Consider the following 22,471-nt stretch of genomic DNA (forward strand, 5'->3'; position numbering starts at 1 on the left):
CAATTCACTGTCACCGCCGCTGATAACGGTTTTGGGCACGGGAGGCCGAGATGGCCGCTGTACTTGACACTGTGCGGGCGCTGTTTGCGCCCAAGTCTTCTCTTTCTTTCCGCATCGACCGGGAGAACCCGGGCGACGTGGTGGCGCGCGAGCGCCTGCTGGACATCGCCATGGGTCCGGATCGCCGCAAGAAGTCGTCCGAGGCGCTGCGCCGCAATCGCGTGCCGGCCGAAGGCCTGGCGCTCGTCGCCCGCGATGCGGACGATCATGTCATCGGCACCGTGCGGCTGTGGAACGTCCAGGCGGGCGTCACCCCCGGCGGCGGCGCTGTCTCTGCGCTGCTGCTCGGCCCGCTCGCGGTGTCCGCCGATCATGAAGGCAAGGGCATCGGCGGCGCGCTCATGCGGGCTGCGATCCTGGAAGCCAAACAACGCGGCCATGGCGCGATCCTGCTCGTGGGCGACGCGCCCTATTACGAGCGCTTCGGTTTCTCCGCCGCCAAGACCCAGACGCTGATGATGCCGGGTCCGTTCACCCGCGAGCGCTTCCTGGCGCTCGAACTCAAGGACGGCTGGCTGGACGGCGCGGTCGGCATGCTGGTGGCGACGGGCGCAAAGATGATGGATGCGAGCCTCCGCAAGGCGGCGTAATCCACCCGGTCGCCGTTGCGGTTCGGGATGGATGGCGGCTGTCGTGGCCGCCGTTTATTGTATCGGCTTGCGCATCATCTCCTGAACAATCGATATCAGCAATATGACGGCTGACGCCTGGCCCGCGACGACTGCGGGCCAGATTTCACCGATGGCGGGATCGAAATATTTTTGCGGTCCGAACGAGACCAGCGCCGTCAATGCCGCCAGCGCGCCGAAGCCCGCAAATATGCGCGAATTTCCGCCTCCATGGATCCAGGCTGTCGCCGCCAGTGAGATCGCCATCGCAAGGAAGGGCGCCATCCCGAAAAGCGGGGTGGATTCCGGCGGATGCGGCGGCACGCCGGCATAGAGCGCGCCGAGCATCACTGTCTGGAGGATGATGAGGGATGCGAGCGCTGCGTGCGCGGCCTTCTGTCCGAACATGTGGATCTCCTGGATGTGTAATTAATATTACGCTTTACCGAAAACGTAATATCAATTACGGATACGGTCAAGACGGGAGATGCGGAAAACGATGCGCGACGAAAAACGACAGGAACGGCTCCGCCAGATCGAGGATGCGATCTATGCGTTGATCGAGGAGGGCGGATTTGAGGCCGTGACCATGCAGGCGGTCGCCAAGCGAGCCGGCGCTTCACTCGAAACCCTTTATCGATGGTATGGCGACAAGGTCGGCTTGTTCCGATCTCTGGTCGATCGCAATGCGGAGGAGGTCAAGACTTTGCTGACCGCCAACGCCGCTGAAGAGGTCGGACCGCTGGCGATGCTCGATCGCATCGGGCAACGCCTGTTGTCGATGCTGACGGGGCCTCGCGCCGTGGCGCTCAACAAGGCTGCGGTCGCAGACGGAAGCGGCGATCTCGGGCGAGCCCTTGCGGGCGCTGGTCGTGATGCGGTTGCGCCGCTGGTGGCAACGGTGTTCAAACGCGCCGCCGCCGGCGGTATTCTGCGCCTGGACCGGGAGGAGGATGCGGCTGACGTCTGGCTGAGCCTGCTGATCGGCGATTTGCAGATTCGTCGGGTTACAGGGCAGATTGGTCCTCTTGACCCCAACGCCATAGCGGCGCGCAGTCTTCGGGCGCGCGACGCCATCGTGCTGCTCTACCATCCCGATGGTCGGTCGTCTGCCGCGTTTTGATCCGGTTTTGCCGCAAGTCTCGACAGACATGGCCTGCCGCCCCTGGACCTACCCGCAGCGCGTCCGCTCGGCAAAGCCTCTGCGCTGCGGACGACGTGAAAATTGACCTGCCGACCATGGTTTCCCTGCGGGCATTGCAGACGCATTTGTGATTTTTGCGACCTGCAGCGTGATGTGCAATTATGACTTCCAGGGCAGCGACGTCAGACGGTCTTGCAAGTTGCGCTGCAATAGTGAAGATGTCCGGAGATGTTTGATAGGAGAGTTCCATGCTGAAATATGTGATGGCAGCTGCGATCCTCGTTCCGGCGAATGTTTTCGCCGCCGATACGGTCAGCTATGAAACGCGCCAGTCCGTTCGCGTTTCCGGCAATTGCTACCTGTCGGAAAGCGGCGACAAATATTGCGTCGAAAAGCCGCTGCAACGCTACACCGCTGACTGCGAATCCACCTCGGCCTGCTACCATGAGCAAAGCGGCCAGCACTACACGGTTCAGCGTCCGCTGTTGGCAAGCGAATAAGCGCTGTCATCAGAATGTCGGCGGGGTGTTGACCCAGATCAGCACCGTCTCGCCGTCGACGGCGTTGCGCCAGGAATGAGGGCGGCGGCTTTCGAAATAGAAGCTGTCGCCTGGGCCCAGTTCGAAGAACTGGTCGCCGTCGAGAATGATTTCCAGGCCGCCGGCCAGCACGTGCAGAAATTCCTCGCCCGGATGCTGATAAGCGCCTTCGCTGGAGGCGCCGGGCGCGAGCACGAAGCGATGGCACTCCATCTGGTTCTTGCCTTCCGACAGGATCTGCACGGTCACGCCCGTCGAGGATGGCGGCCAGGTCGACCATTCGCCGCTGCGGATCAGCGATTCGCCCGCATGACGATCTTCCTGCCCCGAGAGCACGGCGAGCGTGGTGCCGAAATGGGCGACCAGTTCATGCAGCGCCTTGAAGGACAGGCCCTGCGAGGTGCGTTCGAAGGTCGAAAGCGTCGAGACCGAGACCCCGACCGCCTGCGCCACCGCATCCAGCGTCTTTCCCGCCTCACGCCGTAAACGTCGGATCTTCTTGCCGATCGGGATTTCGCCGATGTCCGCGTCTTCGACGGCGTCGTCGTCCACGGCTTCCGGTTCCGGCTCGGTCTTCAGGTTTTCACGGATGGCGGCGGGGTTCAGACCCTTTTCATGACGCAGCCAACTGATGGTTTTCAGTCGCTCCACATGCGCGGCGTCATAAAGGCGCTGGCCTGATTCGGTGCGGATCGGCTCGATCAGCCCCTGGCTTTCCCAGAGCCGGAGCGTGGAGGCCGACACGCCGGCCATGCGGGCCGCCTCGGCGATCTTGTAGCGTATCTCCATCGTCATCCGTTCCGGTGTGCGCGCAAGGTCGAATACGTCGCGCGAAATGTTGAGGACCATATTGCAAGTCTACAGAAAAAATGCAAGAAATCTTCTCCAGCAGCCGCGGAGAGGTCCGCGCCTCGATTTGGTCACTCGAACATCCAGGGGTTTCCCATGTTGAATACGGATATTGCCGCCCGCAGAACCGATGCGATCTCGCGCGGCGTCGGCGTCACCACGCAGGTCTATGCCGACAAGGCCGAGAATGCCGAAGTCTGGGATGTCGAGGGCCGTCGCTACATCGATTTTGCCGCCGGCATCGCCGTGGTCAACACCGGCCATCGCCATCCCAAGGTGATCGCGGCGGTGAAGGATCAGCTCGATCACTTCACCCATACCTGCCATCAGGTCATTCCTTACGAAAACTACGTCACGCTCGCCGAGCGCCTGAACAACGCCGTTCCCGGCGACTTCAAGAAGAAGACCATCTTCGTGACCACCGGCGCCGAAGCGGTCGAAAACGCCATCAAGATTGCGCGCGCCGCCACCAACCGCTCCGCCGTCATCGCCTTCACCGGCGCCTTCCATGGCCGCACCTTCATGGGCATGACGCTGACCGGCAAGGTCGTTCCCTACAAGACCGGTTTCGGCGCGATGATGCCCGACGTCTTCCACGTGCCGTTCCCGGTGGAGCTGCATGGCCAGACGATCGAGGATTCGCTGTCGGTGCTCGACAAGCTGTTCAAGGCCGATGTCGATCCGGCGCGCGTCGCCGCCTTCATCGTTGAGCCCGTGCAGGGCGAGGGCGGCTTCTATGAAGTGCCGCGCGCCTTCATGGTCAAGCTGCGCGAACTCGCCGACAAGCATGGCATCCTGCTGATCGCCGACGAAGTGCAGACCGGCTTCGCCCGCACCGGCAAGCTGTTCGCCATGGAGCATTACGGCGTCGTTCCCGACCTCACCACCATGGCCAAGGGCCTGGGCGGCGGTTTCCCGATCGCCGCCGTCACCGGCCGCGCCGACATCATGGACGCGCCCGGCCCCGGCGGTCTCGGCGGCACCTATGGCGGCAATCCGATCGGCATCGCCGCCGGCAACGCCGTGCTCGATGTCATCGAGGAAGAGAAGCTTTGCGACCGTGCCGAACAGCTGGGCGCCCGCCTCAAGCAGCGCCTGCAGTCGCTGATCGAGGCCGTGCCGCAGATCGCCGACATCCGCGGCCCCGGCTTCATGAACGCCGTCGAGTTCAACATTCCCGGCACCAAGACCCCGAATGCAGACTTCACCAACAAGGTGCGGGTGCGGGCTCTCGAAAAGGGTCTGATCCTGCTCACCTGCGGCGTCCACGGAAACGTCATCCGCTTCCTGTCGCCGATCACCATCCAGGACGATGTCTTCGCCGAAGCGCTCGACATTCTCGAAACCACGCTGCGCGAATGCGCCAAGGAGGCCTGATCCATGGCGATCTCCGACACCTTCAAGTCCAAACTCAAGGATCCGAGCCTGCTCGTCGACAAGGCGCTGGTGTCTGGCGTCTGGGTGGACAAAAGCGATAGTGGCAAGACCTTCGACGTGACCAACCCGGCCACCGGCGAGGTCATCGCTACGCTGCCCGACATGAGCCGTGCGGAAACCGCCCGCGCCATCGACGCCGCCTACAAGGCCCAGAAGGCCTGGGCGGCGAAGACCGGCAAGGAGCGCGCCGGCGTGCTGCGCAAGCTCTACGACCTCATGGTCGCAAACGCCGACGATCTCGCCATCATCCTGACCACGGAAATGGGCAAGCCCGTTGCCGAGGCCAAGGGCGAGGTGCTCTATGGCGCATCTTACGTGGAATGGTTCGCCGAAGAAGCCAAGCGCGTCTATGGCGACACAATCCCCGGCCATCAGCCAGACAAGCGCATCATCGTCATCAAGCAGCCGGTCGGCGTCGTCGCCGCGATCACGCCCTGGAACTTCCCCAACGCCATGCTGGCGCGCAAGGTGGCGCCGGCGCTGGCGGCAGGTTGCGCCATGGTGTCCAAGCCCGCCGGCGAAACGCCGCTCTCGGCTTTGGCGCTGGCGCTGCTCGCCGAGCGCGCCGGTCTTCCGGCCGGCCTGTTCAGCGTCATCCTGTCGTCGGATTCTGCGCCGATCGGCCAGGAAATGTGCGCCAACGACAAGATCCGCAAGCTGACCTTCACCGGCTCGACCAATGTCGGCAAGATCCTGATGCGTCAGGGCGCCGACCAGATCCTCAAGCTCGGCCTGGAGCTCGGCGGCAATGCGCCGTTCATCGTGTTCGACGACGCCGATCTCGATGCGGCGGTCGAAGGCGCGATGGTGTCGAAATATCGCAACAACGGCCAGACCTGCGTCTGCGCCAACCGGCTCTATGTCCAGGCCGGCGTTTATGACGCGTTCGCTGAAAAACTTGCTGCCCGCGTGTCACAGATGAAAGTCGGCGACGGCTTCGAGGCCGGCGTCAACGCCGGTCCGCTGATCTCGGCCAAGGCGCTGGACAAGGTCGAAGAGCATATCGGCGACGCCCTCTCCAAGGGCGCCAAGGTTGCGGTCGGCGGCAAGCGCGACGAGAAGGGCGGCCTGTTCTTCCAGCCGACCATCCTGACCGGCGTGACCAGCGAGATGAAGGTGGCCCGCGAAGAGACCTTCGGTCCCGTCGCCCCGCTCTTCAAGTTCGAGACCGAGGAAGAGGTCGTCGAGATGGCCAACAACACCGAATTCGGCCTCGCCTCCTATTTCTACTCGAAGGACCTCTCCAAGGTCTTCCGGGTGGCCGAAGCGCTGGAATATGGCATGGTCGGCGTCAATACCGGCCTGATCTCCACCGAAGTCGCCCCCTTTGGCGGCATCAAGCAGTCCGGCCAGGGCCGCGAAGGCTCGAAATACGGCATCGAGGACTATCTCGAAGTCAAGTATCTCTGCCTGAGCGTCTGAGACGCGTCCTTATTGATTTCAGAGAAGCCCGGCTCGTCCGGGCTTCTTGTTGTTTAGGATTAGCGAACGAGTTGTCGAGAATTTCTCGTCTATCGTGAACGTGGTCCGAGGATTATGGTTGTCATCACAATCATGCTCCCCGTGGCCCAGAGGCAATCATGGCATCGCTTTCCAACGCATTCTCCAATCTGACCTCGACCCCGCGCATGCCGGCGCTGTTCGTCGGTCACGGCAGCCCGATGAATGCGATCCTCGACAATGAGTATAGCCGCAGCTGGCGCAAGATCGGCGAGAGCCTGCCGACGCCGAAAGCCATTCTCTGCGTATCCGCTCACTGGATGACGCGGGGGACGACGCTGGTGCATATCGGCCGCAATCCCAAGACCATTCATGATTTCGGCGGCTTTCCGCCGGAGCTGTTCGCCCAGCAATACAATGCGCCGGGGGCCCCCGATTTCGCCCAGGCGACGATCGAGCTTCTTGCGGACAGCCATGCCGACGGCGATGATCGCTGGGGGTTGGATCATGGCGCCTGGTCGGTGCTGATCCAGATGTTCCCGAAAGCCGATATTCCGGTGTTCCAGCTGTCGCTCGATCTCTCCCGAGGCCTTGCCGATCATTTCAAGCTCGCGGCCGAACTCAGGGCGCTCAGGGAGAAGGGCGTGCTGATCATCGGCAGCGGCAATATCGTCCACAATCTCCGGGCGCTGAATTTCGATGGCCAGGTGTTCGACTGGGCGGTGGAATTCGACCGTTATATGGCCGACGCCATCGAGGCGCGCGATGTCGGCAAGGTGCTGGATGCGGGGTCGCTGGGTCGCGCAGCGGCGTTGTCGCACCCGACCGTCGAGCATTTCCTGCCGCTTCTCTATCCGCTGGCGGTGATGGACAAGAGCGATGACCTCGCCTTTTTCAACGACACCATCGATCTCGGCTCGATCTCGATGCGGAGCTTCGTGCTGTCCTGATCAGGCATTGGCCTCGGGCGTCCAGTTCGACAGCGCGAGCGTCTTGTCATCGCGCTGACCGGCGCACATTGCGTCGAGGGCGCGGGTGAAGACCGACGCCGTGTCGCCCGATGCGAGCTCGAACAGGGTCATCGAGGAGCGGAACTTCATGTCGTCGGGCGAGCCGAAGATGTCATGCAGGCTCTTGTGCTGATGCGCGAGCACAGCCTCGGTGGCCTCGATCAGCCTCGGCCCGAGCAGGGGATGGCGGAGGAATGCTCTGGCCTCATCCACGGAGGCGAAAGCGTAGAGTTGTGCGGTCGGAGACATGCCGAGACCGGCAAGCTGCGGGAAGATGAACCACATCCAATGGCTCTGCTTGCGCCCGGCCTGCAATTCTTCGAGCGCGCGGGGCCAGGTCGAAGACTGGGCATCCACGAACCGGTCGAGATGGAAGGCGAGATTGTGCGACATAGGTGGCTCCGCGAGATTTTCGATCCGTCCAGCTTGCCGATGAAAAACGGTCGAGAGGCGCCAAAGTTTCCGTAAAGCGTCGTGGCCGTAAATTTAAGGCGAGTTTGTTAAGCGTTCCGAAACGTCGCCCCCTTATCGTCCGGTAACCATTCCTGTTTTGCGTATTGGCCCGGAGTATTGCGTGTGAAGATCGGCCTGCCAAAGATCCGCTTCTCCAAGAAGCTGGCGATCATAGCCGCTGGCATGTTGGCGCTTCTGGGCGGCACCGGGGCCGCCGCGCTTTACGTCGGCAAGGACGAGCTGCTCGGGCCGCCGAAGCCCAACACGATCGGCGGCGAATGTCAGACGATCCAGACCATGGTGCTGAAGACGCCCGGCAAGCGGCTGTGGATGCGTAAATATGTGAAGATGGCCTCCGCCGACGCCGATATGCGCATCAAGACTGCGCTGCGCGTCGCCGGCCTTCTCGCCAAGACCAACAAGGTCGACCTGATCCAGGTGTCGATCCTCGACGATCGCGGACCCGACAAACGCGCCTTCATGCGCGGCCGCGCCATCGGCGCCGAAGTGGTGATCGCGCTGGAGCCGCGTTACGTTCCGGAGATGAAGCAGCCGTTCATCGCACGCTATTACGACGGCCTGCCGGCCGAGGACGGCCACTTCTATGGCGAGCGCGTCGATCTCGACGTCGAGGAGGTCAAGGCCTTCATGGCGGCGATGAAGGACGAGCCGGAAAAGCTCGATTGCGCCGATATTCCCAAGCCCGAGCCGGCCGAAGGCGAAAAGCCCGCGCATGGCGCCGCCAAGCCTGCGCATGGCGCGACCGTTTCCGAGGGACATGCCGCCCCGGCCGCCGAAGGCCACGGCGAGGAAGCCAAAACAGAAGGCCATGGCGAAGAAGCGCCGGCTGAAGGCCACGGCGAAAAGACCGCCGAGGGTCATGGCGAAACGCCGGCCGGCGAAGAGGCGAAGGCGGAAGGGCATGGCGAGGAGCCGGCCAAGGAGCCCTCGATGATGGATTCCGTCCTCGGCATGGTCGGTCTGGGCGGCGGCGAGGACAAGCCGGCCGAGGGCCATGACGCCAGCGCGCCGACCGAAGGTCACGCTGCTCCCGCCGAGGAAGGGCATGCCGCGCCGGCCGCCGAAGGGCATGGCGAAGAGCCCAAATCCGAAGGCCATGGCGAAAAGACCGCTGAGGGCCATGGCGAAACGCCTGTTGGAGAAGAGGCGAAGGCGGAAGGCCATGGCGGCGAGCCTGCCAAGGAACCGTCGATGATGGATTCGATGCTGGGCATCGTTGGACTGGGCGGTGGCGAGGAAAAGCCCGCCGGGGGCCATGACGCCGGCCAGAAAACCGAAGGACACGCCGCGCCCGCAGAGGAAGGCCATGAAACCGCCTCCGCCAAGCCGGAGCCGTCGATGATGGACTCCATGTTGGGCATGGTGGGCCTCGGCGCCGAGGAGAAGCCTGCGGACGATCATGCTCCGGCGAAGGCGGAGGAGGCCCCGGCCGAGGAGCCCGCCGATGCGGCCGAGGGCGACCACGCCAAGCCGGCCGAGGATCATGGCGCAGCCAGCGAACATGACGCCGCCGTGGATCAATCCGCTCAGGACCATGCGTCTCCGGCGGAAGACGCCAAGCCCGGAGAACATGCCGCCGGCGAAGGCCACGAGGCTCAGCCTGCCGAAGATCACGCAGCGCCGGCAGAAGATCATGCCGCCCCGGCGGAAAACCATTCCGCCGCTGAAGGCCATGCCGCGCCGGTGGAGGAACATGGAGCCGCCGGCGAAGCGGACGCCGCGCCGAAGCCGGAGGAACATGGCCAGGCGGATCCTGCCGCGCATGATGCGGCTCCTGCCGAAGATCACGCCGCCGCCGAGAGCCCGCCGGCCGAAACCGCGCATTGAGCGCAGAGACCAAGACATGGAAAAAGCCCCCGGACGGCGTCGTCGCGGGGGCTTTTCGTAATCGGACTGTCGGCCTCAGTCGGCCTTGTTGCGGCGGGCCGGGAAGAGGATCACGTCGCGGATCGACGGCGCATTGGTCAGCAGCATGATCAGGCGATCGACGCCGATGCCCAGGCCGCCGGCGGGCGGCATGCCCTGGTCGATGGCGTCGAGGAACTCGTCGTCGAGCTGCTTGTCCTTCTCGCCGCGGGCATGGGCCTGTTCGAGCTGCTCGACCATGCGGCGGCGCTGCTCTTCGGGGTCGTTGAGCTCGGAGAAGGCGTTGCCGACTTCCCAGGCGTTGCAATAGGTCTCGAAGCGTTCGACGAGGCGCGGCTCGCCCGGCACTTCCTTGGCGAAGGGCGAGATGTCCTTGGGGAAATGCGTGACGTGGCTCGGCTGGATCAGCGTGCCCTCGACCTTTTCCTCGAAGATGAAGGCGAGGCATTCGCCCCAGGTCCAGTCCTTCTCTACTTCGAAGCCGGCGGCCTTGGCGGCTGCGCGGGCTTCCTCGTCGGTCTTGATCGCCAGGAAGTCGATGCCGGTGGCTTCCTTGACGGCGTCGGGCATCGGCACGCGCTTGAACGGACCCTTGAAGGAGATCTGCTTGTCGCCGAAGGTCACTTCGGGCGTGCCGTGGATAGAGACGGCGAGGCCTTCGAACAGCCGCTCGACGAGACCCATAATGTCCTCGTAATCGGCATAGGCCCAGTAGCACTCCATCATGGTGAATTCGGGATTGTGCCGGGTGGAGACGCCTTCGTTGCGGAAGTTGCGGTTGATCTCGAACACCTTGTCGGACAGGCCCGAGACCAGCGTGCGCTTGAGGAACAGTTCCGGCGCGATGCGCAGATACATGTCCATCTTCAGCGTGTTGTGGAAGGTCTTGAACGGATCGGCGGTGGCGCCGCCATAGACCGTCTGCAGCATCGGCGTCTCGACTTCGAGGAAGCCTTCGCCTTCCATGAAACGGCGGATGCCGGAGACGATCTTCGAGCGCTGCTGGAAGCGCAGCTTGCTCTCTTCATTGGTGAGGATGTCGAGATGGCGCTTGCGATAGCGCAGCTCGATGTCAGCCAGACCATGATACTTCTCCGGCATCGGCAGAAGCGTCTTGGTCAGCATGGTGATTTCATGGGCGTTGATGGTGAGTTCGCCGCGCTTGGTGCGGCGGACCTGGCCCTTGACGCCGATGATGTCGCCGAGGTCGATCATCGGCAGAAGTGCGCGGGCTTCTTCCGGCGTCGTGTCCTTGTGGGAAAAGATCTGGATCTTGCCCGAGGCGTCATGGATGTCCATGAACATGCCGGAGTTGCGGGAGGAATAGACGCGGCCGGCGACCGTGACGATGTCTTCCGATTCCTGGTCCGGCTCGAGACCGGCATATTTCTCGGCGAATTCCGCATTGGTGAGCGTGCGGTGGAAATGCGCCGGATAGACGTCGCCGACGGTCTTGCGCAGCTGGTCGAGCTTCTGGCGGCGGACTTCGGTCGGATCGGAGGAAAGCGCTGTTTCGGTCTTCTGTTCGGTCATCGTATTGGCCTTTTGCGGCTGTGTTCGTTTTGGTTCGCCGGTGCGGCTGTCTCAGCCAACCCTCCCCACAAGGGGGAGGGGCTTCCTCATTTTCCGCTGCCGACCATCGAGGTCAGCACCTGGATCGCCACTTTCAGGCGCTGGCGCACGACCGAGCGGCCGAGCAGCGCCATGGAATCAAAAAGCGGCAGCGAGCGCTGGCTGCCGGAGACGGCGACGAAGAGCGGCGGGGTGACGACGCGCAGCTTCTTGCCGAGACGATCGGCGATGGCGCGCAGTTCTTCCTCGATGGTCCCGACATTCCATTCCAGGATCTTTTCAAGATCGGCCTGGACGGTGGTGACGATCTCAAGCGTTTCCGCCGGCTGGGTCTTGAGCCCGGCGAAGGAGGCAGGCGTCAGGCCGACATCGTTCGACAGCAGGAAGCCGGCGAGCGGCGGCAATTCGCCGAGCTTGGTCACGCGGCTCTGGGAGAGCTTGAGGCCTTCGACCAGCCGGTCGTTTTCCGAGGCCCAGTCGAGCACGCGCGCGACGAACTCCTCGGGCGACAGCTTTTCGCGCAGCCAGCGGCCGTTCAGCCAGTCGAGCTTCTGGACGTCGAAGATCGCGCCAGCCTTGGAGAGATTGTCGGGATCGAACTTCTCGATCAGCTCGTCCATCGACAGCAGTTCCTCGCCTTCGGCGATCTGGATGAAGAACAGACCGAGGAAGTTCATCAGCGCTTCCGGCAGATAGCCGAGCGCCGAGTAATAGGAGATCGAGGTCGGGTTCTTGCGCTTGGAAAGCTTCGACTTGTCGGCGTTGCGCATCAGCGACAGATGCATGAACACCGGCGGCTCAAGGCCGAGATAGCGATAGATGAGGATGTGCTTGGGCACGGAGGCCAGCCATTCCTCGCCGCGCGCCACATGGGTGATCTTCATCAGGTGGTCGTCGACGACGTTGGCCATATGATAGGTCGGCATGCCGTCGGCTTTCAAGAGCACCTGCATGTCGACGCTGTCCCAGGGGATCGATACGTCGCCATAGACGCCGTCATGGAAATCGCAGGAGCCCGAGGTCGGGATCTTCATGCGCACCACATGCGGCTCTCCCGCGGCGACGCGGGCGGTGACTTCCTCGGCCTTGATATGCAGGCAGAGACCGTCGTAGCCGGGGGGCTTGCCGGCGGCGCGCTGGTCTTCGCGCATCTTTTCCAGCCGCTCGGGCGAGCAGAAACAGCGGAAGGCGTTGCCTTCCTCGACCATCTTTTCGACGAAGGGGCGGTAGATGTCCTTGCGCTCGGACTGGCGATAGGGGCCATAGGGGCCGCCGACATCGGGGCCTTCCGACCAGGTGAGGCCGGTCCATTTCAGCGCGTCCAGCACCTTCTGCTCAAACTCGGCCGTGGAGCGGGTCGCGTCGGTGTCCTCGATGCGGAGGATGAATTCGCCGCCATGTTTCTTGGCGAAGAGATAGTTGAACAGCGCAATATAAGCAGTGCCGACATGCGGCTCGCCGGTGGGGGAAGGTGCGATGCGGACGCGGACGCCTGAAGTTGTCATGTTACTGGCCCATGGATCATGCAAAAAAGCCGCCGCGCCAGGCAAGGCCATCAGGGCCGGCCGGCTCGCCGGAGGAAATTCGGTTGTGAAGCCGTCGCGGAAACGCCGCGCGAGGCGGCGGCGCCGGACAAGTCCGTCAGCGCCGCCTTAGGCCATATTCAGCCCTTGGCGTCAAGGAAAAGCTCATTCGCCGGGCCTGGCGGCATAGGCGCCGAGGAAGAGCCGGAGCGCTTCGCGGACATTTCGCGCGATGCGTTCGGAGGAGGGCGGCTCGGGCATTTCGCCGAACATACGCGCCCGAAAGATTCCGGCCATGCAGAGTTCGGCATATTGGCGGGCGGCGAGCTCCGGGTCTTCGATGTCCCGGAGCGTGCCGAGTTCGAGCTGCTTCTGGATGTAGAGGGTCAGAAGCATCGGGCCGCCGCCCGGACCGGTGGTGTAGAAGCGCTTGGCCAGGGCGGGCATGCGGTCCAGCACGCCGATGACCATGCGCATGGCGGGGATGACACGTTCCGAGCTGATATGTTCGGTGAGGCAGACGCCGAATTGCCGGAGCGTCTCCTCCAGCGGCAGACCGCTTTCGAGGATCTGCCGCAACATGCTCAGGATGCGGCTTTTCTGCCGGTCGATGATCGCGCCGAACAGCTCTTCCTTATTCTGGAAATAGACATAGACCGTGCCTTTGGACACGCCGGCGGCGCGGGTGATGTCGTTCATGCTGGCGGCGTCATAGCCGAGCTGCATGAAGACCTGCTGGGCTCCGTCGAGGATCTGCTCGCGCTTGGCGGGGTCTTCGCCCGCTGCGGGCCGCCGTCCCGGCCCGCACAGGTTGAGCTGATGCGGCTCCTCCATCGGGGCGAGGCTTTCCTTGTTCGCCATGCCATTTCCCATTTGTTTATTTTATTCGAACCGTGCGGTTCGATTGGGATTGCTATGGAACAAAAAAGGGATTATGTCAATTTTAAACCGAACCGTTCGGTTCGATAAGATTGCCGTATCAAGAATCGAGTCCGCCATGGCCAATCCGACTAGCAGCGCCAAAGTCCGTCCCGTCGATGATGAGTTCAAGGCCGAGCCGACGGGCGAGGCCCCGAGCGCGCCCGCGGCGCAGGGGGCGCAAGCCGTCCCCGCAAAACCCAAGTCGAAGGGCGGCGCCAAGAAGGTCGTGCTGTCGGTGCTGCTGCTCGCCGCGCTCGCCGGCGGCGCCTATTACGGTCATGACTGGTGGATCAACGGCCGCTTCATGATCTCGACCGACGACGCCTATATCGAAGGCGACATCACCAATATCGCATCGAAAGTCTCGGGCTATGTCGCGCATGTCGATGTCGTCGCCAATCAGCGCGTCAAGAAAGGCGATACGCTGGTGACGCTGGACGCCGGCGACTACAAGATCGCCCTCGAACAGGCGGACGCGGCGATCGCAACCCAGAAACTGGCGCTTGAGCGCTTCGACGCCCAGATCGAAGCGGCGCGCGCCGCCGTGGCCGAGGCCGAGGCCTCGAAAACGGCGTTGCAGGCGACGCTGCGCGGCGCTGAAATCACCGAACAGCGCGCCAGCAAGCTCGCCGCCAACAATGCTGGCACGGTGGCCGATCTCGACAATGCGCAGGTGGCGCTCGACCAGGCCAAGGCCAACCTCGCCGGCGCGGATTCGGCCATCGCCTCCGCCAAGGCCAATATTGCCGTGGTGACCGCGCAGAAGGCTGAAGCCGAAAGCCAGATCCGCTCGCTGCAACTGTCGAAGGACAAGGCAGCGCGCGATCTCGGCTTCACCGTGTTGAAGGCGCCGTTCGACGGCGTCGCCGGCAATATCGCCGTCCAGGACGGCGACTTCATTTCGGCCGGCCAGAAACTGGCGGCGCTCGTACCGGTGACCGAGCTCTATGTCGACGCCAATTTCAAGGAAACGCAGCTCGCCGGCATCCATCCCGGCGCCGATGTGACGCTCGAAATCGACGCGCTCGACGGCGAAAAGCTGCATGGCGAAGTCGTGTCCATCTCGCCTGCCTCCGGCGCGGTGTTCTCGCTGCTGCCGCCTGAAAATGCCACCGGCAACTTCACCAAGGTGATCCAGCGCATTCCCGTCCGCATCCGGCTGCCGAAGGATGCGCTGGAAAGCGGCCATCTGCGGGCCGGCCTCAGCGTTATCGCCGAGGTCGACAGCCGCACCGGCGATCCTTCGCGGCATCTGAAGTAAGCGCAACCGCCCGTCTTGTTCAACGCGTCGCCCGCAAGGGACGACGGACAGGAGGTCCGCCATGGCGGCCACAGCATCCATTCCCGCGCCGCCGGCCGCAGCGGAGGTCGATCCGCGCAGGCTGATCGCCTTCTTCGCCATGGTCTTCGGCATGTTCATGTCGATTCTCGACATCCAGATCGTCTCGGCCTCGCTGTCGGAGATCCAGGCGGGGCTTAGCGCCAGCAATGACGAAATCGCCTGGGTCCAGACCTCTTATCTGATTGCCGAAGTGATCATGATCCCGCTGTCGGGCACGCTTGCGCGCGTGCTCTCGACGCGCGTGCTGTTTTCGGTGTCGGCGGCTGGCTTCACCATCGCCTCCGCGCTCGCCGCCACCGCCACCAATATCGACCAGATGATCGTCTATCGCGCGATCCAGGGCTTTATCGGCGGCGGCATGATCCCGTCGGTCTTCGCCGCGGCCTTCACCATCTTCCCGCCGTCCAAGCGCGCTGTGGTCTCGCCGATCATCGGTCTCGTGGCGACGCTCGCGCCCACCATCGGGCCGACGGTCGGCGGCTATCTCACCAGCATTTTCTCCTGGCATTGGCTGTTCCTGGTGAATGTCATTCCGGGGATCATCGTTGCGATCACCACCTGGCTGTTCATCGATTTCGACAAGCCCGATCATTCGCTGATGAGGAAATTCGACTGGACCGGCCTTGCCGCCATGGCGGTGTTTCTCGGCTCGATGGAATATGTTCTCGAGGAAGGCAACGCCAAGGGCTGGTTCGACGACGAACATATCGTCATGGGCACCGTCGCTCTGTCCGCCGGCGCGCTGGTGTTCTTCTGGCGAGCCTTCACCGCCGCGTTCCCGATCGTCGATCTCAAGGCGTTCAATGACCGCAACTTCGCCTTCGGCTCGATGTTCTCGTTCATCATGGGCATCGGCCTTTACGGTCTGACCTATCTCTATCCGCAATATCTCGGGCATATCAGGGGATACGACTCGCTGATGATCGGCGAGACCATGTTCGTGTCGGGCCTGGCGATGTTCTGCACGGCGCCGATCGCCGGGATCATGTCGAACAAGCTCGATCCGCGCGTGATGATGATGGTCGGCTTCGGCGGGTTCGCGCTATCGAACTACATGATGGCGCATATGACGGCAGACTGGGATTTCTACGAGCTGCTGATCCCGCAGATCCTGCGCGGCTTCTCGCTGATGTTCGCCATGGTGCCGATCAACAATGTGGCGCTCGGCACCCTGCCGCCGAGCCGCATCGCCAATGCGTCGGGTCTTTACAACCTGACCCGCAATCTCGGCGGCGCCGTGGGGCTGGCGATCATCAACACGCTGATCACCCAGCAGAACAAGGTGCACTACGCCCAACTCGCCGAACATGTGAATGCGGCCAATCCGGAAGCGGTGTCGATGATCGCCAATCTGACCGCCAAATATGACGCCGCCGGCATGGATGGATCGGCGATCGCCATCCAGAAAGTCGTCGGCATGGTCAATCAGCAGGCCTATGTGATGTCGTTCATCGATATCTTCATGCTTCTGGCGCTGCTGTTCGCCGCGCTCGTGCTACTGGCGATGACGCTGAAGAAGCCGCGATCCGCCCCGGCTGCGGGCGGCGGTCACTGATCAGGAGAGTGCGCTCAGCCGATGCCGTTGAGCGCCACGACCGCGTTTTCGGGTTCCAGGCTCTCATATTCGACGCCGTCGCCGAAGCCGAGGGTCAGGATCGCCTCGCCGCCGTCATTGGTCAGCGCCACGGTGCCGTCGCCATTGTCGGTCCAGTTACGGGCCCGCGCCAGGCCGGGCCAGACCTGTTCGCAATCGCCGCCGGCCTGGACTTCGCGCGATCGGGCGCTCAAGGCCTTGCCGCGGGTGACGATGCAGACAGCGCCGTTCTCCATGTTGGACACGGTGAATTCCCGGTCGTCGGGCTTGCCGATCGACGCCGATGTGACGGGGTCGATCTTTGCTCCGCTTTCCTGCACAGGCAGATAGACATAGGCGGCGGCGATGATGATTGCCCCGACGGCGAACATGCGAAGCATGGCGTGCCTCCTTCTTCCGGCGAAAACTCAAGACGTCTCGCAGACAAGAATGCGCGGCAAACCTTACCCGAGTATTAACGATTAACGATCAGGGTAAATCGAACCTTAATTCAGCAGGCTCCGACATTCCGGAACCGGCGTCACCGGGGCCTTGTCGCCCAGGAAGGCGATGAGATTGTCGGCGACGAGATCGGCCATGGCGTTGCGGGTGATCACCGATGCCGAGGCGATATGCGGCAGGAGCGAGACATTGTCGAACTCCAGGAGTTCGGCCGGAACGTTCGGCTCGTCGTCGAAAACGTCGAGGCCGGCGCCGGCGATTTCTTTGGCCTTCAGAGCGTCGATCAGGTCCGGCTCGCTGACCGTCCAGCCGCGGCCGACATTGATCAGCACGCCATTGGGGCCGAGCTTTTTCAGAATGTCGCGGTTGATGGTGCGATGCGTGTCCGGCGTCTTCGGCACGATGGCGATCAGCGTGTCCACGGTTTCGGCCAGAGCTTCCAGGGTCGGCAGATAGTCGTAGGAGACATCTGGCTTTGGCGAGCGGGTGTGATAGCTGATCTTGACGTTGAAGGGCTCCAGCCGCCTGGCAATCTGCTGGCCGATGCGGCCCAGGCCGTAAAGACCGACATGGCGGCCGCGCAAGGACAGTGGCGACAGGCGAAACGCGCCCTCCTTCACCCAGCGGCCGGCGCGGAGATAGTTCTCCGCCTGCGGCAGCAGACGGATGGTGTTGATCAGCAGGCCGATCGTGGTGTCGGCGACCTCTTCGTCGAGCACTTCCGGCGTGTTGGAGACCATCACGCCCTTGCCGGCGGCATAGGCGGCGTCGACGCCGTCATAGCCGACGCCGAAATTGGCGACGATCTTCAGGTTCGGCAAAGCGTCGAAGAGCGGCGGCTTGAAATCGTTGAAGGTGGTCGCGCCCGTGACCGTCTCGGCCATTTCCGGGGTCACGTCTTCGGGCCGCGCGCTCGGCAGCTCCAGAAGGCGGAAATGCGGCGCGAGCCGTTCGCGGAATCGCGGATGGGCGCGGCCGACCATCAGGACGGTTTTCATGAGCGTCACCTTTACTTGCGAGGTTTCATCGGCCCGGTCGACTGACGGATGCGCATTTCGGGCTTGATCAGATGCAGGCCGTCCGGCTCGTGGCTGCCGGCCAGACGGTCGAGAAGCGCGCGGGCGGCGAGCCGGCCGACTTCCGACTGGCCGTTCCAGACCGTGGTCAGCGCGGGCGTTGCGATCGAGGCTTCCTCGAGATCGTCATAGCCGGTCACGGAAATGTCGACACCGGAGACGAGGCCGGCGCGGGCGATGCCGTTCATCAGGCCGATGGCGACGAGGTCGTTCCAGCACACCGCCGCCGTCGGCTTCATCGGATGGGAGAGAAAATTCACCGCCGCCTCGAATCCACCCTGACGGGTGCGGGGGCCGGAAATTCTGAGTTCCGGCAGCACTTCGATATCGGCCTTGCGCAGCGCGTTCACATAGCCCTGATAGCGGTCGCGGCCGGTCGAGGTCTGGTCGGTGCCGCCGATCATGGCGATGACGCGATGGCCGAGCGAGATCAGATGGTTGGTGGCGAGCGAAATGCCGTAGCTGTCGTCGCCGCGGAAGGCGGGCAAAGTGACGCCCTCGATCGTGCGGGCCACGAGGATGACCGGCATGCCGTTTTCCTCGGCGAGCTCCAGATCGATCTTCGGCGTGCCGATGGCCGGCGACATGATGATGCCGTCGCCGCCGAGCTGCAGCATGGTCTCGATGAAATTGCGTTGCTTGTCGACCGAATCGTAGTGATTGGAGAGAATGAAGGTGTGCTGGCTGCGGTCGAGTTCGCTTTCGATCGCTTTCAGGATTTCGGCGTAAAACGGGTTCATGATGTCATGAACGATGACGCCGATAATTCCGGAGCGGGAGGTGCGCAAGCTGGCGGCGCGCCTGTTGTAGATATAGCCGAGCGCGCGCGCCTGATCCTTGATCTTTTCCCGCGTGGCCGCAGCCACCAGCGGACTGTCGCGCAGCGCCAACGACACGGTCGCGGTCGATACGCCCAGCGTTTCGGCGATCGTCGACAGTTTTATCTTCTGAGCCATGCGTCCTCCCAGGAAGCCAGCCGCCCGACTGCGCCGTTACACGCGCCTGTCGGGCCGCACATTCCTCCTAAATCGTTTGAGGTATCACATAGCCGCCGCGCCGCAAGGTCGAGGCCATGGAAAAGCGACGCATTATTCACCGAAACCGTCGTCCTTATCGTTTTCCTGACCGAGATTGCCGTTGATCTTTTTGAGAAGCTTGCAAAATTGGCGCATTTCCTTGTCGCTGAAGCCGGATAGCGCGAAGGCCTCCGTCGCCTTGACCGCATAGGAAATCGCGCCGACCTGCCGCCGGCCGAGTTCGGTGAGCGCTGCGCGCATCTGTCGTCCGTCGCTCTCGTCGGCGACGCGCTTGATGAAGCCCTGCGCCTCCATGCGCGAAAGCGTGCGTGTCATGGTCGGCGGCTTGACGCCGAGCTCAGTGGCGATTGCGCCCGCCGTCATCGTCTCCTGTGACGAGAGCGCCAGGATCACGCCGTCCTGTCCGGCATAAAGGCCGCTTGCGGATAGCGAGCGCGTCAGGAAGGTTCGCATGGAACGGGCGGCCTTGGTCAGTTCAGGCTGAAGCGTCCCGGGCTCGTATCTCTCCCTGGACTTGTCCTTCTCCTCGGACTTGTCCTTTTTGGCCTGTTTGTCTTTCTTGGCCATGTCCCGCCCCGCGCTAGGATTTTTTGCTTTCCGTCTGTATGACGTAAGCGGATTGGCAAAGGCAAGGAAAAGATGATCAACATGCCGGGACCGCCGCCCGGCGGCTGGAGCGACCGCATCGCCATCCTGCCGCTCGGGGCGCATGAATATCACGGGCCGCATCTGCCGCTGGAGACGGATGCGGTGATCGCAGAAGGGGTGGCGTGGCGGCTCGAGGCGGCGCTCGGGGGGCGCGATGCGGTCCTGCTGCCGGTGGAGCCGGTCGGCTACTCGCCTGAGCATCTCGATCGGCTGGGCACCCGAAGCCTCGGCTATCAGGAGGCCATCGAACGCTGGCTCGGCATGGCCGAGACGCTGCGCAGGCAGGGCGTCGGACGCCTGATGCTGCTCAATGCCCATGGCGGCAACTCGCCGCTCCTGCAGATCGTCGCCATGGAGGCGCGCCTGCGTTTCGGCATGCTCTGCGTGGCGACCAGCTGGACCCGCTTCGGCATCCCAGTGGCGATCGTGCCGCCGGAAAGAAAGGCTTTCGATATCCATGGCGGCGATATCGAGACGTCTGTGATGTTGGCGCTCAGGCCCGATCTGGTCGATCGGGCGAAATGCGCCGACTTCGTGTCGCGTCAGGCGGATTTCGCGCGGGACTTCGTCCATCTGCGCGCCTATGGGCCGCATGCCTTCGGCTGGATGATGCGCGATCTCAACGACGAGGGCGCGGCGGGCGATGCGCGGCGCGCCAGCGCCGCAAAAGGCGAGGCGCTTCTCGTGCATGCTGTCTCCGGTCTCGTGGAACTGGTCGACGACATGGCGAGGTTCGACCTCGGCCTGTTTTCGCCAGGGGGACGAGGCGGCTGAGCCGCCTCGATCCGGATCTCAAGCCGCGCGGCGGACTGACCGGGCCGTCGAGGCGCTCAGGCGGAAGCGCTCCAGCAGTTCATGCAGATGGCGGCTCTGTTCGGAGAGCGACATGCTGGCGGCGGTGGTCTCCTCGACCATGGCGGCGTTCTGCTGGGTCATCTGGTCCATGTGATTGACCGAGCTGTTGATTTCCTGCAGCGCCGAAGCCTGCTCCTGGGTCGCCTTGGAAATGGTCTCGATGTGATCATTGACGCGGTTGACCAGGCCCTCGATTTCCAGCAGCGCCTCTCCGGTCGAGCGGACCAGGCCGACGCCGGTGGAGACTTCCGTCTCCGACTGGTTGATCAGCGACTTGATCTCCTTGGCGGCGTTGGCGGAGCGCTGGGCGAGTTCGCGGACTTCCTGCGCCACGACCGCGAAACCCTTGCCGGCGTCGCCGGCGCGGGCGGCTTCGACGCCTGCGTTGAGCGCGAGCAGATTGGTCTGGAAGGCGATTTCGTCGATGACGCCGATGATCTGGCTGATCTTGCCGGAGGATTCCTCGATGCGGCTCATCGCGGAGACAGCGTCGCGGACGATCGCGCCCGATTTGCCGGCGCTCTGCTTGGTTTCCACCATCATCGAGGTCACCTCATGGGCGCGCTGCGAGGTGCTGCGCACGGTGGCGGTGATCTCGTCGAGGGCGGCGGCGGCCTCTTCCAGCGAGGCGGCCTGCTGTTCGGTGCGGCGGGAGAGATCGTTGGCGGCGGCGCTCAGTTCGCGGGTGTTGTCGTTGATGGTCGAGCCGGAGAGGCGGATGCGTTCGATCGTCGAGGCGAGCGTTTCCATGGTCGCGTTGACGTTGTTCTGCAGTTCGGCGAAAGCGCCGCGGAATTCGCCCTGCATGGTCTGGGTGAGATCGGCGTCGGCGAGCGCCCCGATCACGCGGCGCATCGCGCCGACGCCCTTGTCGACCGTGCCGACCAGCTCGTTGACGCTCGAGGCGAAGCGGTTGAGGTCGGGATTGTCGTAATCCTTGGAAATGCGCAACGAGAAATCGCCGTTGACGGCGGCGGCGACCACGCCGCTGATCGTGTTCTGCAGTTCGGCGCTCTTGGCGTGCATGGCCTGTTCCTGCGCTTCGAGCTGGCGCATGGCGATGCTGTTCTTCCGGAAGATTTCCATGGCGCGGGCCATTTCGCCGATCTCGTCCTGGCGGGCGGTGCTGTCGACCTCGCCGGAGAGATCGCCGCCGGCTAGCCGGCTCATCGCGCCGGTCAGCGCCTTGATCGGTCTGGAGATGCCGTTGCGGGCGATGTAGGAGCTGACGCTGCCCCCGATGATCACGCAGAAGGCCGCGACCCCGATCTGCACCCAGATCGCGAGATCGGCTTCGCTGAGCGCATCGGCGCGGGCGGTCGCCAGGCTTTCGCCCGAGGATTTGCTGTAGATCTTGACGGCGGCGGTCACCGCCTTCTGCGCGTCGAGCGCCTTGCCGAGCGCGGCTTTCAGCCCCGCAGCGTCGCCGCCGTCCTGCGCCGTCTTCACCATGGCGCGGATTTGGTCGAAATAGGCGAGGAGCGCTGTCTTCACATCCGCTAGCATCGCTTTTTCGTCAGGGCTCGCCACCTGCTCGATCTTCGGCAGCCGCTCCAGCATTTCGCCGGCGCGCTTTTCGGTTTCAGTGGCGAAATCCCCCGCCTTCTCCGGCGCGAGCGCCAGCTGATACGTCATGCGGCTGATGGCGATAATGTCGACGCGCAGGTCCATGGCTTCACGGGCCATCTCTTCGCGGGTTCCGACCGAGGCCAGCGTGCCGCCGATATCGCGCATGCCGAGAATGCCGACGCCGGCGATTGCGAGCGACGCCACGGCCATGAAGATCATGACCAGGCCAATTTTCATCTGGATCGGCAGATTCTGCAGCATGAGAGTCTCTTCCTCGCGGTTTGGGCAGGATACGGATTCTTGTGCGTCGCAAAAATGAATATATAGTAATATAAAATACCCTAGAATTTGCGGAATAATTTATAGGCTGCGGCTCAGCCCTTTTCGCGCCTGGCTGCTGAAAAGAGCCTCGACAGGCATTTGCGCTCGCCCCTCATCTCTCCTATATAGAGCGCCGATGATATAA

The 22,471-nt window shown here is 63.3% G+C and carries 21 protein-coding genes; 10 read left to right on the forward strand and 11 right to left on the reverse strand.

The window, feature by feature from the left end:
- The first annotated feature begins 50 nt into the window (after positions 1-50).
- On the forward strand, positions 51-650 hold the full coding sequence (locus E8Q41_RS12665) for an N-acetyltransferase (protein WP_137155916.1): 600 nt from the start codon (positions 51-53) through the stop codon (positions 648-650).
- A gap of 54 nt (positions 651-704) precedes the next feature.
- Here E8Q41_RS12665 and E8Q41_RS12670 read toward each other — a convergent pair whose 3' ends face one another.
- Complete coding sequence (locus E8Q41_RS12670; protein WP_137155917.1) at positions 705-1,076, reverse strand: hypothetical protein; 372 nt, start codon at positions 1,074-1,076, stop codon at positions 705-707.
- Between the two features lie 91 nt (positions 1,077-1,167).
- Here E8Q41_RS12670 and E8Q41_RS12675 point away from each other — a divergent pair, with 91 nt between their 5' ends.
- Positions 1,168-1,791, forward strand: a complete 624-nt coding sequence (locus tag E8Q41_RS12675; RefSeq protein ID WP_137155918.1) for a TetR/AcrR family transcriptional regulator — start codon at positions 1,168-1,170, stop codon at positions 1,789-1,791.
- 269 nt (positions 1,792-2,060) lie between these two features.
- A complete protein-coding gene (locus E8Q41_RS12680; protein ID WP_137155919.1) occupies positions 2,061-2,312 on the forward strand; it encodes a hypothetical protein in 252 nt (83 codons plus the stop codon).
- Between the two features lie 9 nt (positions 2,313-2,321).
- Here the strand turns inward: E8Q41_RS12680 and E8Q41_RS12685 are convergent, their stop codons facing one another.
- A complete protein-coding gene (locus E8Q41_RS12685; RefSeq protein ID WP_137156003.1) occupies positions 2,322-3,146 on the reverse strand; it encodes a MerR family transcriptional regulator in 825 nt (274 codons plus the stop codon).
- A gap of 150 nt (positions 3,147-3,296) precedes the next feature.
- Between E8Q41_RS12685 and E8Q41_RS12690 the strand changes: the two genes are divergently transcribed.
- The 3 genes from E8Q41_RS12690 to ygiD all read left to right on the forward strand — a co-directional run bounded on the left by E8Q41_RS12690 (position 3,297) and on the right by ygiD (position 7,027).
- Complete coding sequence (locus E8Q41_RS12690) at positions 3,297-4,577, forward strand: 4-aminobutyrate--2-oxoglutarate transaminase (RefSeq protein WP_137155920.1); 1,281 nt, start codon at positions 3,297-3,299, stop codon at positions 4,575-4,577.
- Between the two features lie 3 nt (positions 4,578-4,580).
- Positions 4,581-6,059: an NAD-dependent succinate-semialdehyde dehydrogenase gene (locus tag E8Q41_RS12695; RefSeq protein ID WP_137155921.1), complete on the forward strand. Its 1,479-nt coding sequence runs from the start codon at positions 4,581-4,583 to the stop codon at positions 6,057-6,059.
- 158 nt (positions 6,060-6,217) lie between these two features.
- Positions 6,218-7,027: a 4,5-DOPA dioxygenase extradiol gene (gene ygiD / locus E8Q41_RS12700; RefSeq protein ID WP_137155922.1), complete on the forward strand. Its 810-nt coding sequence runs from the start codon at positions 6,218-6,220 to the stop codon at positions 7,025-7,027.
- On the opposite strand, the gene E8Q41_RS12705 is transcribed toward ygiD, so the two are convergent.
- Positions 7,028-7,480 (reverse strand): DUF1810 domain-containing protein, encoded by a 453-nt coding sequence (locus tag E8Q41_RS12705; RefSeq protein WP_137155923.1) that lies wholly within the window; start codon positions 7,478-7,480, stop codon positions 7,028-7,030. It abuts the gene before it with no gap.
- Between the two features lie 183 nt (positions 7,481-7,663).
- On the opposite strand from E8Q41_RS12705, the gene E8Q41_RS12710 reads away from it, so the two are divergent.
- Positions 7,664-9,388, forward strand: coding sequence for a hypothetical protein (locus E8Q41_RS12710; RefSeq protein ID WP_137155924.1), 1,725 nt, complete (start codon positions 7,664-7,666; stop codon positions 9,386-9,388).
- Between the two features lie 75 nt (positions 9,389-9,463).
- Here E8Q41_RS12710 and lysS read toward each other — a convergent pair whose 3' ends face one another.
- The 3 genes from lysS to E8Q41_RS12725 form a co-directional block, all read right to left on the reverse strand.
- Positions 9,464-10,960: a lysine--tRNA ligase gene (gene lysS, locus E8Q41_RS12715; RefSeq protein WP_137155925.1), complete on the reverse strand. Its 1,497-nt coding sequence runs from the start codon at positions 10,958-10,960 to the stop codon at positions 9,464-9,466.
- A gap of 86 nt (positions 10,961-11,046) precedes the next feature.
- Positions 11,047-12,504, reverse strand: coding sequence for a glutamate--tRNA ligase (gene gltX, locus E8Q41_RS12720; protein WP_137155926.1), 1,458 nt, complete (start codon positions 12,502-12,504; stop codon positions 11,047-11,049).
- A 183-nt stretch (positions 12,505-12,687) separates the two neighbouring features.
- Positions 12,688-13,383: a TetR/AcrR family transcriptional regulator gene (locus E8Q41_RS12725; protein ID WP_137155927.1), complete on the reverse strand. Its 696-nt coding sequence runs from the start codon at positions 13,381-13,383 to the stop codon at positions 12,688-12,690.
- Positions 13,384-13,519: 136 nt separating this feature from the next.
- Here E8Q41_RS12725 and E8Q41_RS12730 point away from each other — a divergent pair, with 136 nt between their 5' ends.
- Both E8Q41_RS12730 and E8Q41_RS12735 read left to right on the forward strand, forming a co-directional pair.
- A complete protein-coding gene (locus E8Q41_RS12730; RefSeq protein WP_137155928.1) occupies positions 13,520-14,704 on the forward strand; it encodes an HlyD family secretion protein in 1,185 nt (394 codons plus the stop codon).
- 61 nt (positions 14,705-14,765) lie between these two features.
- Positions 14,766-16,340, forward strand: a complete 1,575-nt coding sequence (locus E8Q41_RS12735) for a DHA2 family efflux MFS transporter permease subunit (protein ID WP_137155929.1) — start codon at positions 14,766-14,768, stop codon at positions 16,338-16,340.
- Positions 16,341-16,354: 14 nt separating this feature from the next.
- Here the strand turns inward: E8Q41_RS12735 and E8Q41_RS12740 are convergent, their stop codons facing one another.
- The 4 genes from E8Q41_RS12740 to E8Q41_RS12755 all read right to left on the reverse strand — a co-directional run bounded on the left by E8Q41_RS12740 (position 16,355) and on the right by E8Q41_RS12755 (position 19,500).
- Complete coding sequence (locus tag E8Q41_RS12740) at positions 16,355-16,759, reverse strand: hypothetical protein (protein WP_137155930.1); 405 nt, start codon at positions 16,757-16,759, stop codon at positions 16,355-16,357.
- Positions 16,760-16,864: 105 nt separating this feature from the next.
- Positions 16,865-17,818: a 2-hydroxyacid dehydrogenase gene (locus E8Q41_RS12745; protein ID WP_137155931.1), complete on the reverse strand. Its 954-nt coding sequence runs from the start codon at positions 17,816-17,818 to the stop codon at positions 16,865-16,867.
- An 11-nt stretch (positions 17,819-17,829) separates the two neighbouring features.
- The gene (locus E8Q41_RS12750) at positions 17,830-18,852 is read right to left on the reverse strand and encodes a LacI family DNA-binding transcriptional regulator (protein WP_137155932.1); all 1,023 of its coding nucleotides are present in this window, start codon (positions 18,850-18,852) and stop codon (positions 17,830-17,832) included.
- 132 nt (positions 18,853-18,984) lie between these two features.
- Positions 18,985-19,500, reverse strand: a complete 516-nt coding sequence (locus E8Q41_RS12755) for a MarR family winged helix-turn-helix transcriptional regulator (RefSeq protein WP_137155933.1) — start codon at positions 19,498-19,500, stop codon at positions 18,985-18,987.
- A 72-nt stretch (positions 19,501-19,572) separates the two neighbouring features.
- On the opposite strand from E8Q41_RS12755, the gene E8Q41_RS12760 reads away from it, so the two are divergent.
- The gene (locus E8Q41_RS12760) at positions 19,573-20,355 is read left to right on the forward strand and encodes a creatininase family protein (protein WP_137155934.1); all 783 of its coding nucleotides are present in this window, start codon (positions 19,573-19,575) and stop codon (positions 20,353-20,355) included.
- Between the two features lie 18 nt (positions 20,356-20,373).
- Here E8Q41_RS12760 and E8Q41_RS12765 read toward each other — a convergent pair whose 3' ends face one another.
- Complete coding sequence (locus tag E8Q41_RS12765; protein ID WP_246660176.1) at positions 20,374-22,266, reverse strand: methyl-accepting chemotaxis protein; 1,893 nt, start codon at positions 22,264-22,266, stop codon at positions 20,374-20,376.
- Positions 22,267-22,471: the final 205 nt, after the last annotated feature.

This window comes from Rhizobium sp. FKL33 (genome assembly GCF_005222915.1).
GTDB lineage: Bacteria > Pseudomonadota > Alphaproteobacteria > Rhizobiales > Rhizobiaceae > Rhizobium_E.

Coding starts and splice junctions, on each gene's coding strand:
- E8Q41_RS12665 (WP_137155916.1), top strand. CDS start 51: ATGGCCGCTGTACTTGACACTGTGCGGGCGCTGTTTGCGCCCAAGTCT.
- E8Q41_RS12670 (WP_137155917.1), bottom strand. CDS start 1,076: ATGTTCGGACAGAAGGCCGCGCACGCAGCGCTCGCATCCCTCATCATC.
- E8Q41_RS12675 (WP_137155918.1), top strand. CDS start 1,168: ATGCGCGACGAAAAACGACAGGAACGGCTCCGCCAGATCGAGGATGCG.
- E8Q41_RS12680 (WP_137155919.1), top strand. CDS start 2,061: ATGCTGAAATATGTGATGGCAGCTGCGATCCTCGTTCCGGCGAATGTT.
- E8Q41_RS12685 (WP_137156003.1), bottom strand. CDS start 3,146: ATGACGATGGAGATACGCTACAAGATCGCCGAGGCGGCCCGCATGGCC.
- E8Q41_RS12690 (WP_137155920.1), top strand. CDS start 3,297: ATGTTGAATACGGATATTGCCGCCCGCAGAACCGATGCGATCTCGCGC.
- E8Q41_RS12695 (WP_137155921.1), top strand. CDS start 4,581: ATGGCGATCTCCGACACCTTCAAGTCCAAACTCAAGGATCCGAGCCTG.
- ygiD (WP_137155922.1), top strand. CDS start 6,218: ATGGCATCGCTTTCCAACGCATTCTCCAATCTGACCTCGACCCCGCGC.
- E8Q41_RS12705 (WP_137155923.1), bottom strand. CDS start 7,480: ATGTCGCACAATCTCGCCTTCCATCTCGACCGGTTCGTGGATGCCCAG.
- lysS (WP_137155925.1), bottom strand. CDS start 10,960: ATGACCGAACAGAAGACCGAAACAGCGCTTTCCTCCGATCCGACCGAA.
- gltX (WP_137155926.1), bottom strand. CDS start 12,504: ATGACAACTTCAGGCGTCCGCGTCCGCATCGCACCTTCCCCCACCGGC.
- E8Q41_RS12725 (WP_137155927.1), bottom strand. CDS start 13,383: ATGGCGAACAAGGAAAGCCTCGCCCCGATGGAGGAGCCGCATCAGCTC.
- E8Q41_RS12730 (WP_137155928.1), top strand. CDS start 13,520: ATGGCCAATCCGACTAGCAGCGCCAAAGTCCGTCCCGTCGATGATGAG.
- E8Q41_RS12735 (WP_137155929.1), top strand. CDS start 14,766: ATGGCGGCCACAGCATCCATTCCCGCGCCGCCGGCCGCAGCGGAGGTC.
- E8Q41_RS12740 (WP_137155930.1), bottom strand. CDS start 16,759: ATGCTTCGCATGTTCGCCGTCGGGGCAATCATCATCGCCGCCGCCTAT.
- E8Q41_RS12745 (WP_137155931.1), bottom strand. CDS start 17,818: ATGAAAACCGTCCTGATGGTCGGCCGCGCCCATCCGCGATTCCGCGAA.
- E8Q41_RS12750 (WP_137155932.1), bottom strand. CDS start 18,852: ATGGCTCAGAAGATAAAACTGTCGACGATCGCCGAAACGCTGGGCGTA.
- E8Q41_RS12755 (WP_137155933.1), bottom strand. CDS start 19,500: ATGGCCAAGAAAGACAAACAGGCCAAAAAGGACAAGTCCGAGGAGAAG.
- E8Q41_RS12760 (WP_137155934.1), top strand. CDS start 19,573: ATGATCAACATGCCGGGACCGCCGCCCGGCGGCTGGAGCGACCGCATC.
- E8Q41_RS12765 (WP_246660176.1), bottom strand. CDS start 22,266: ATGCTGCAGAATCTGCCGATCCAGATGAAAATTGGCCTGGTCATGATC.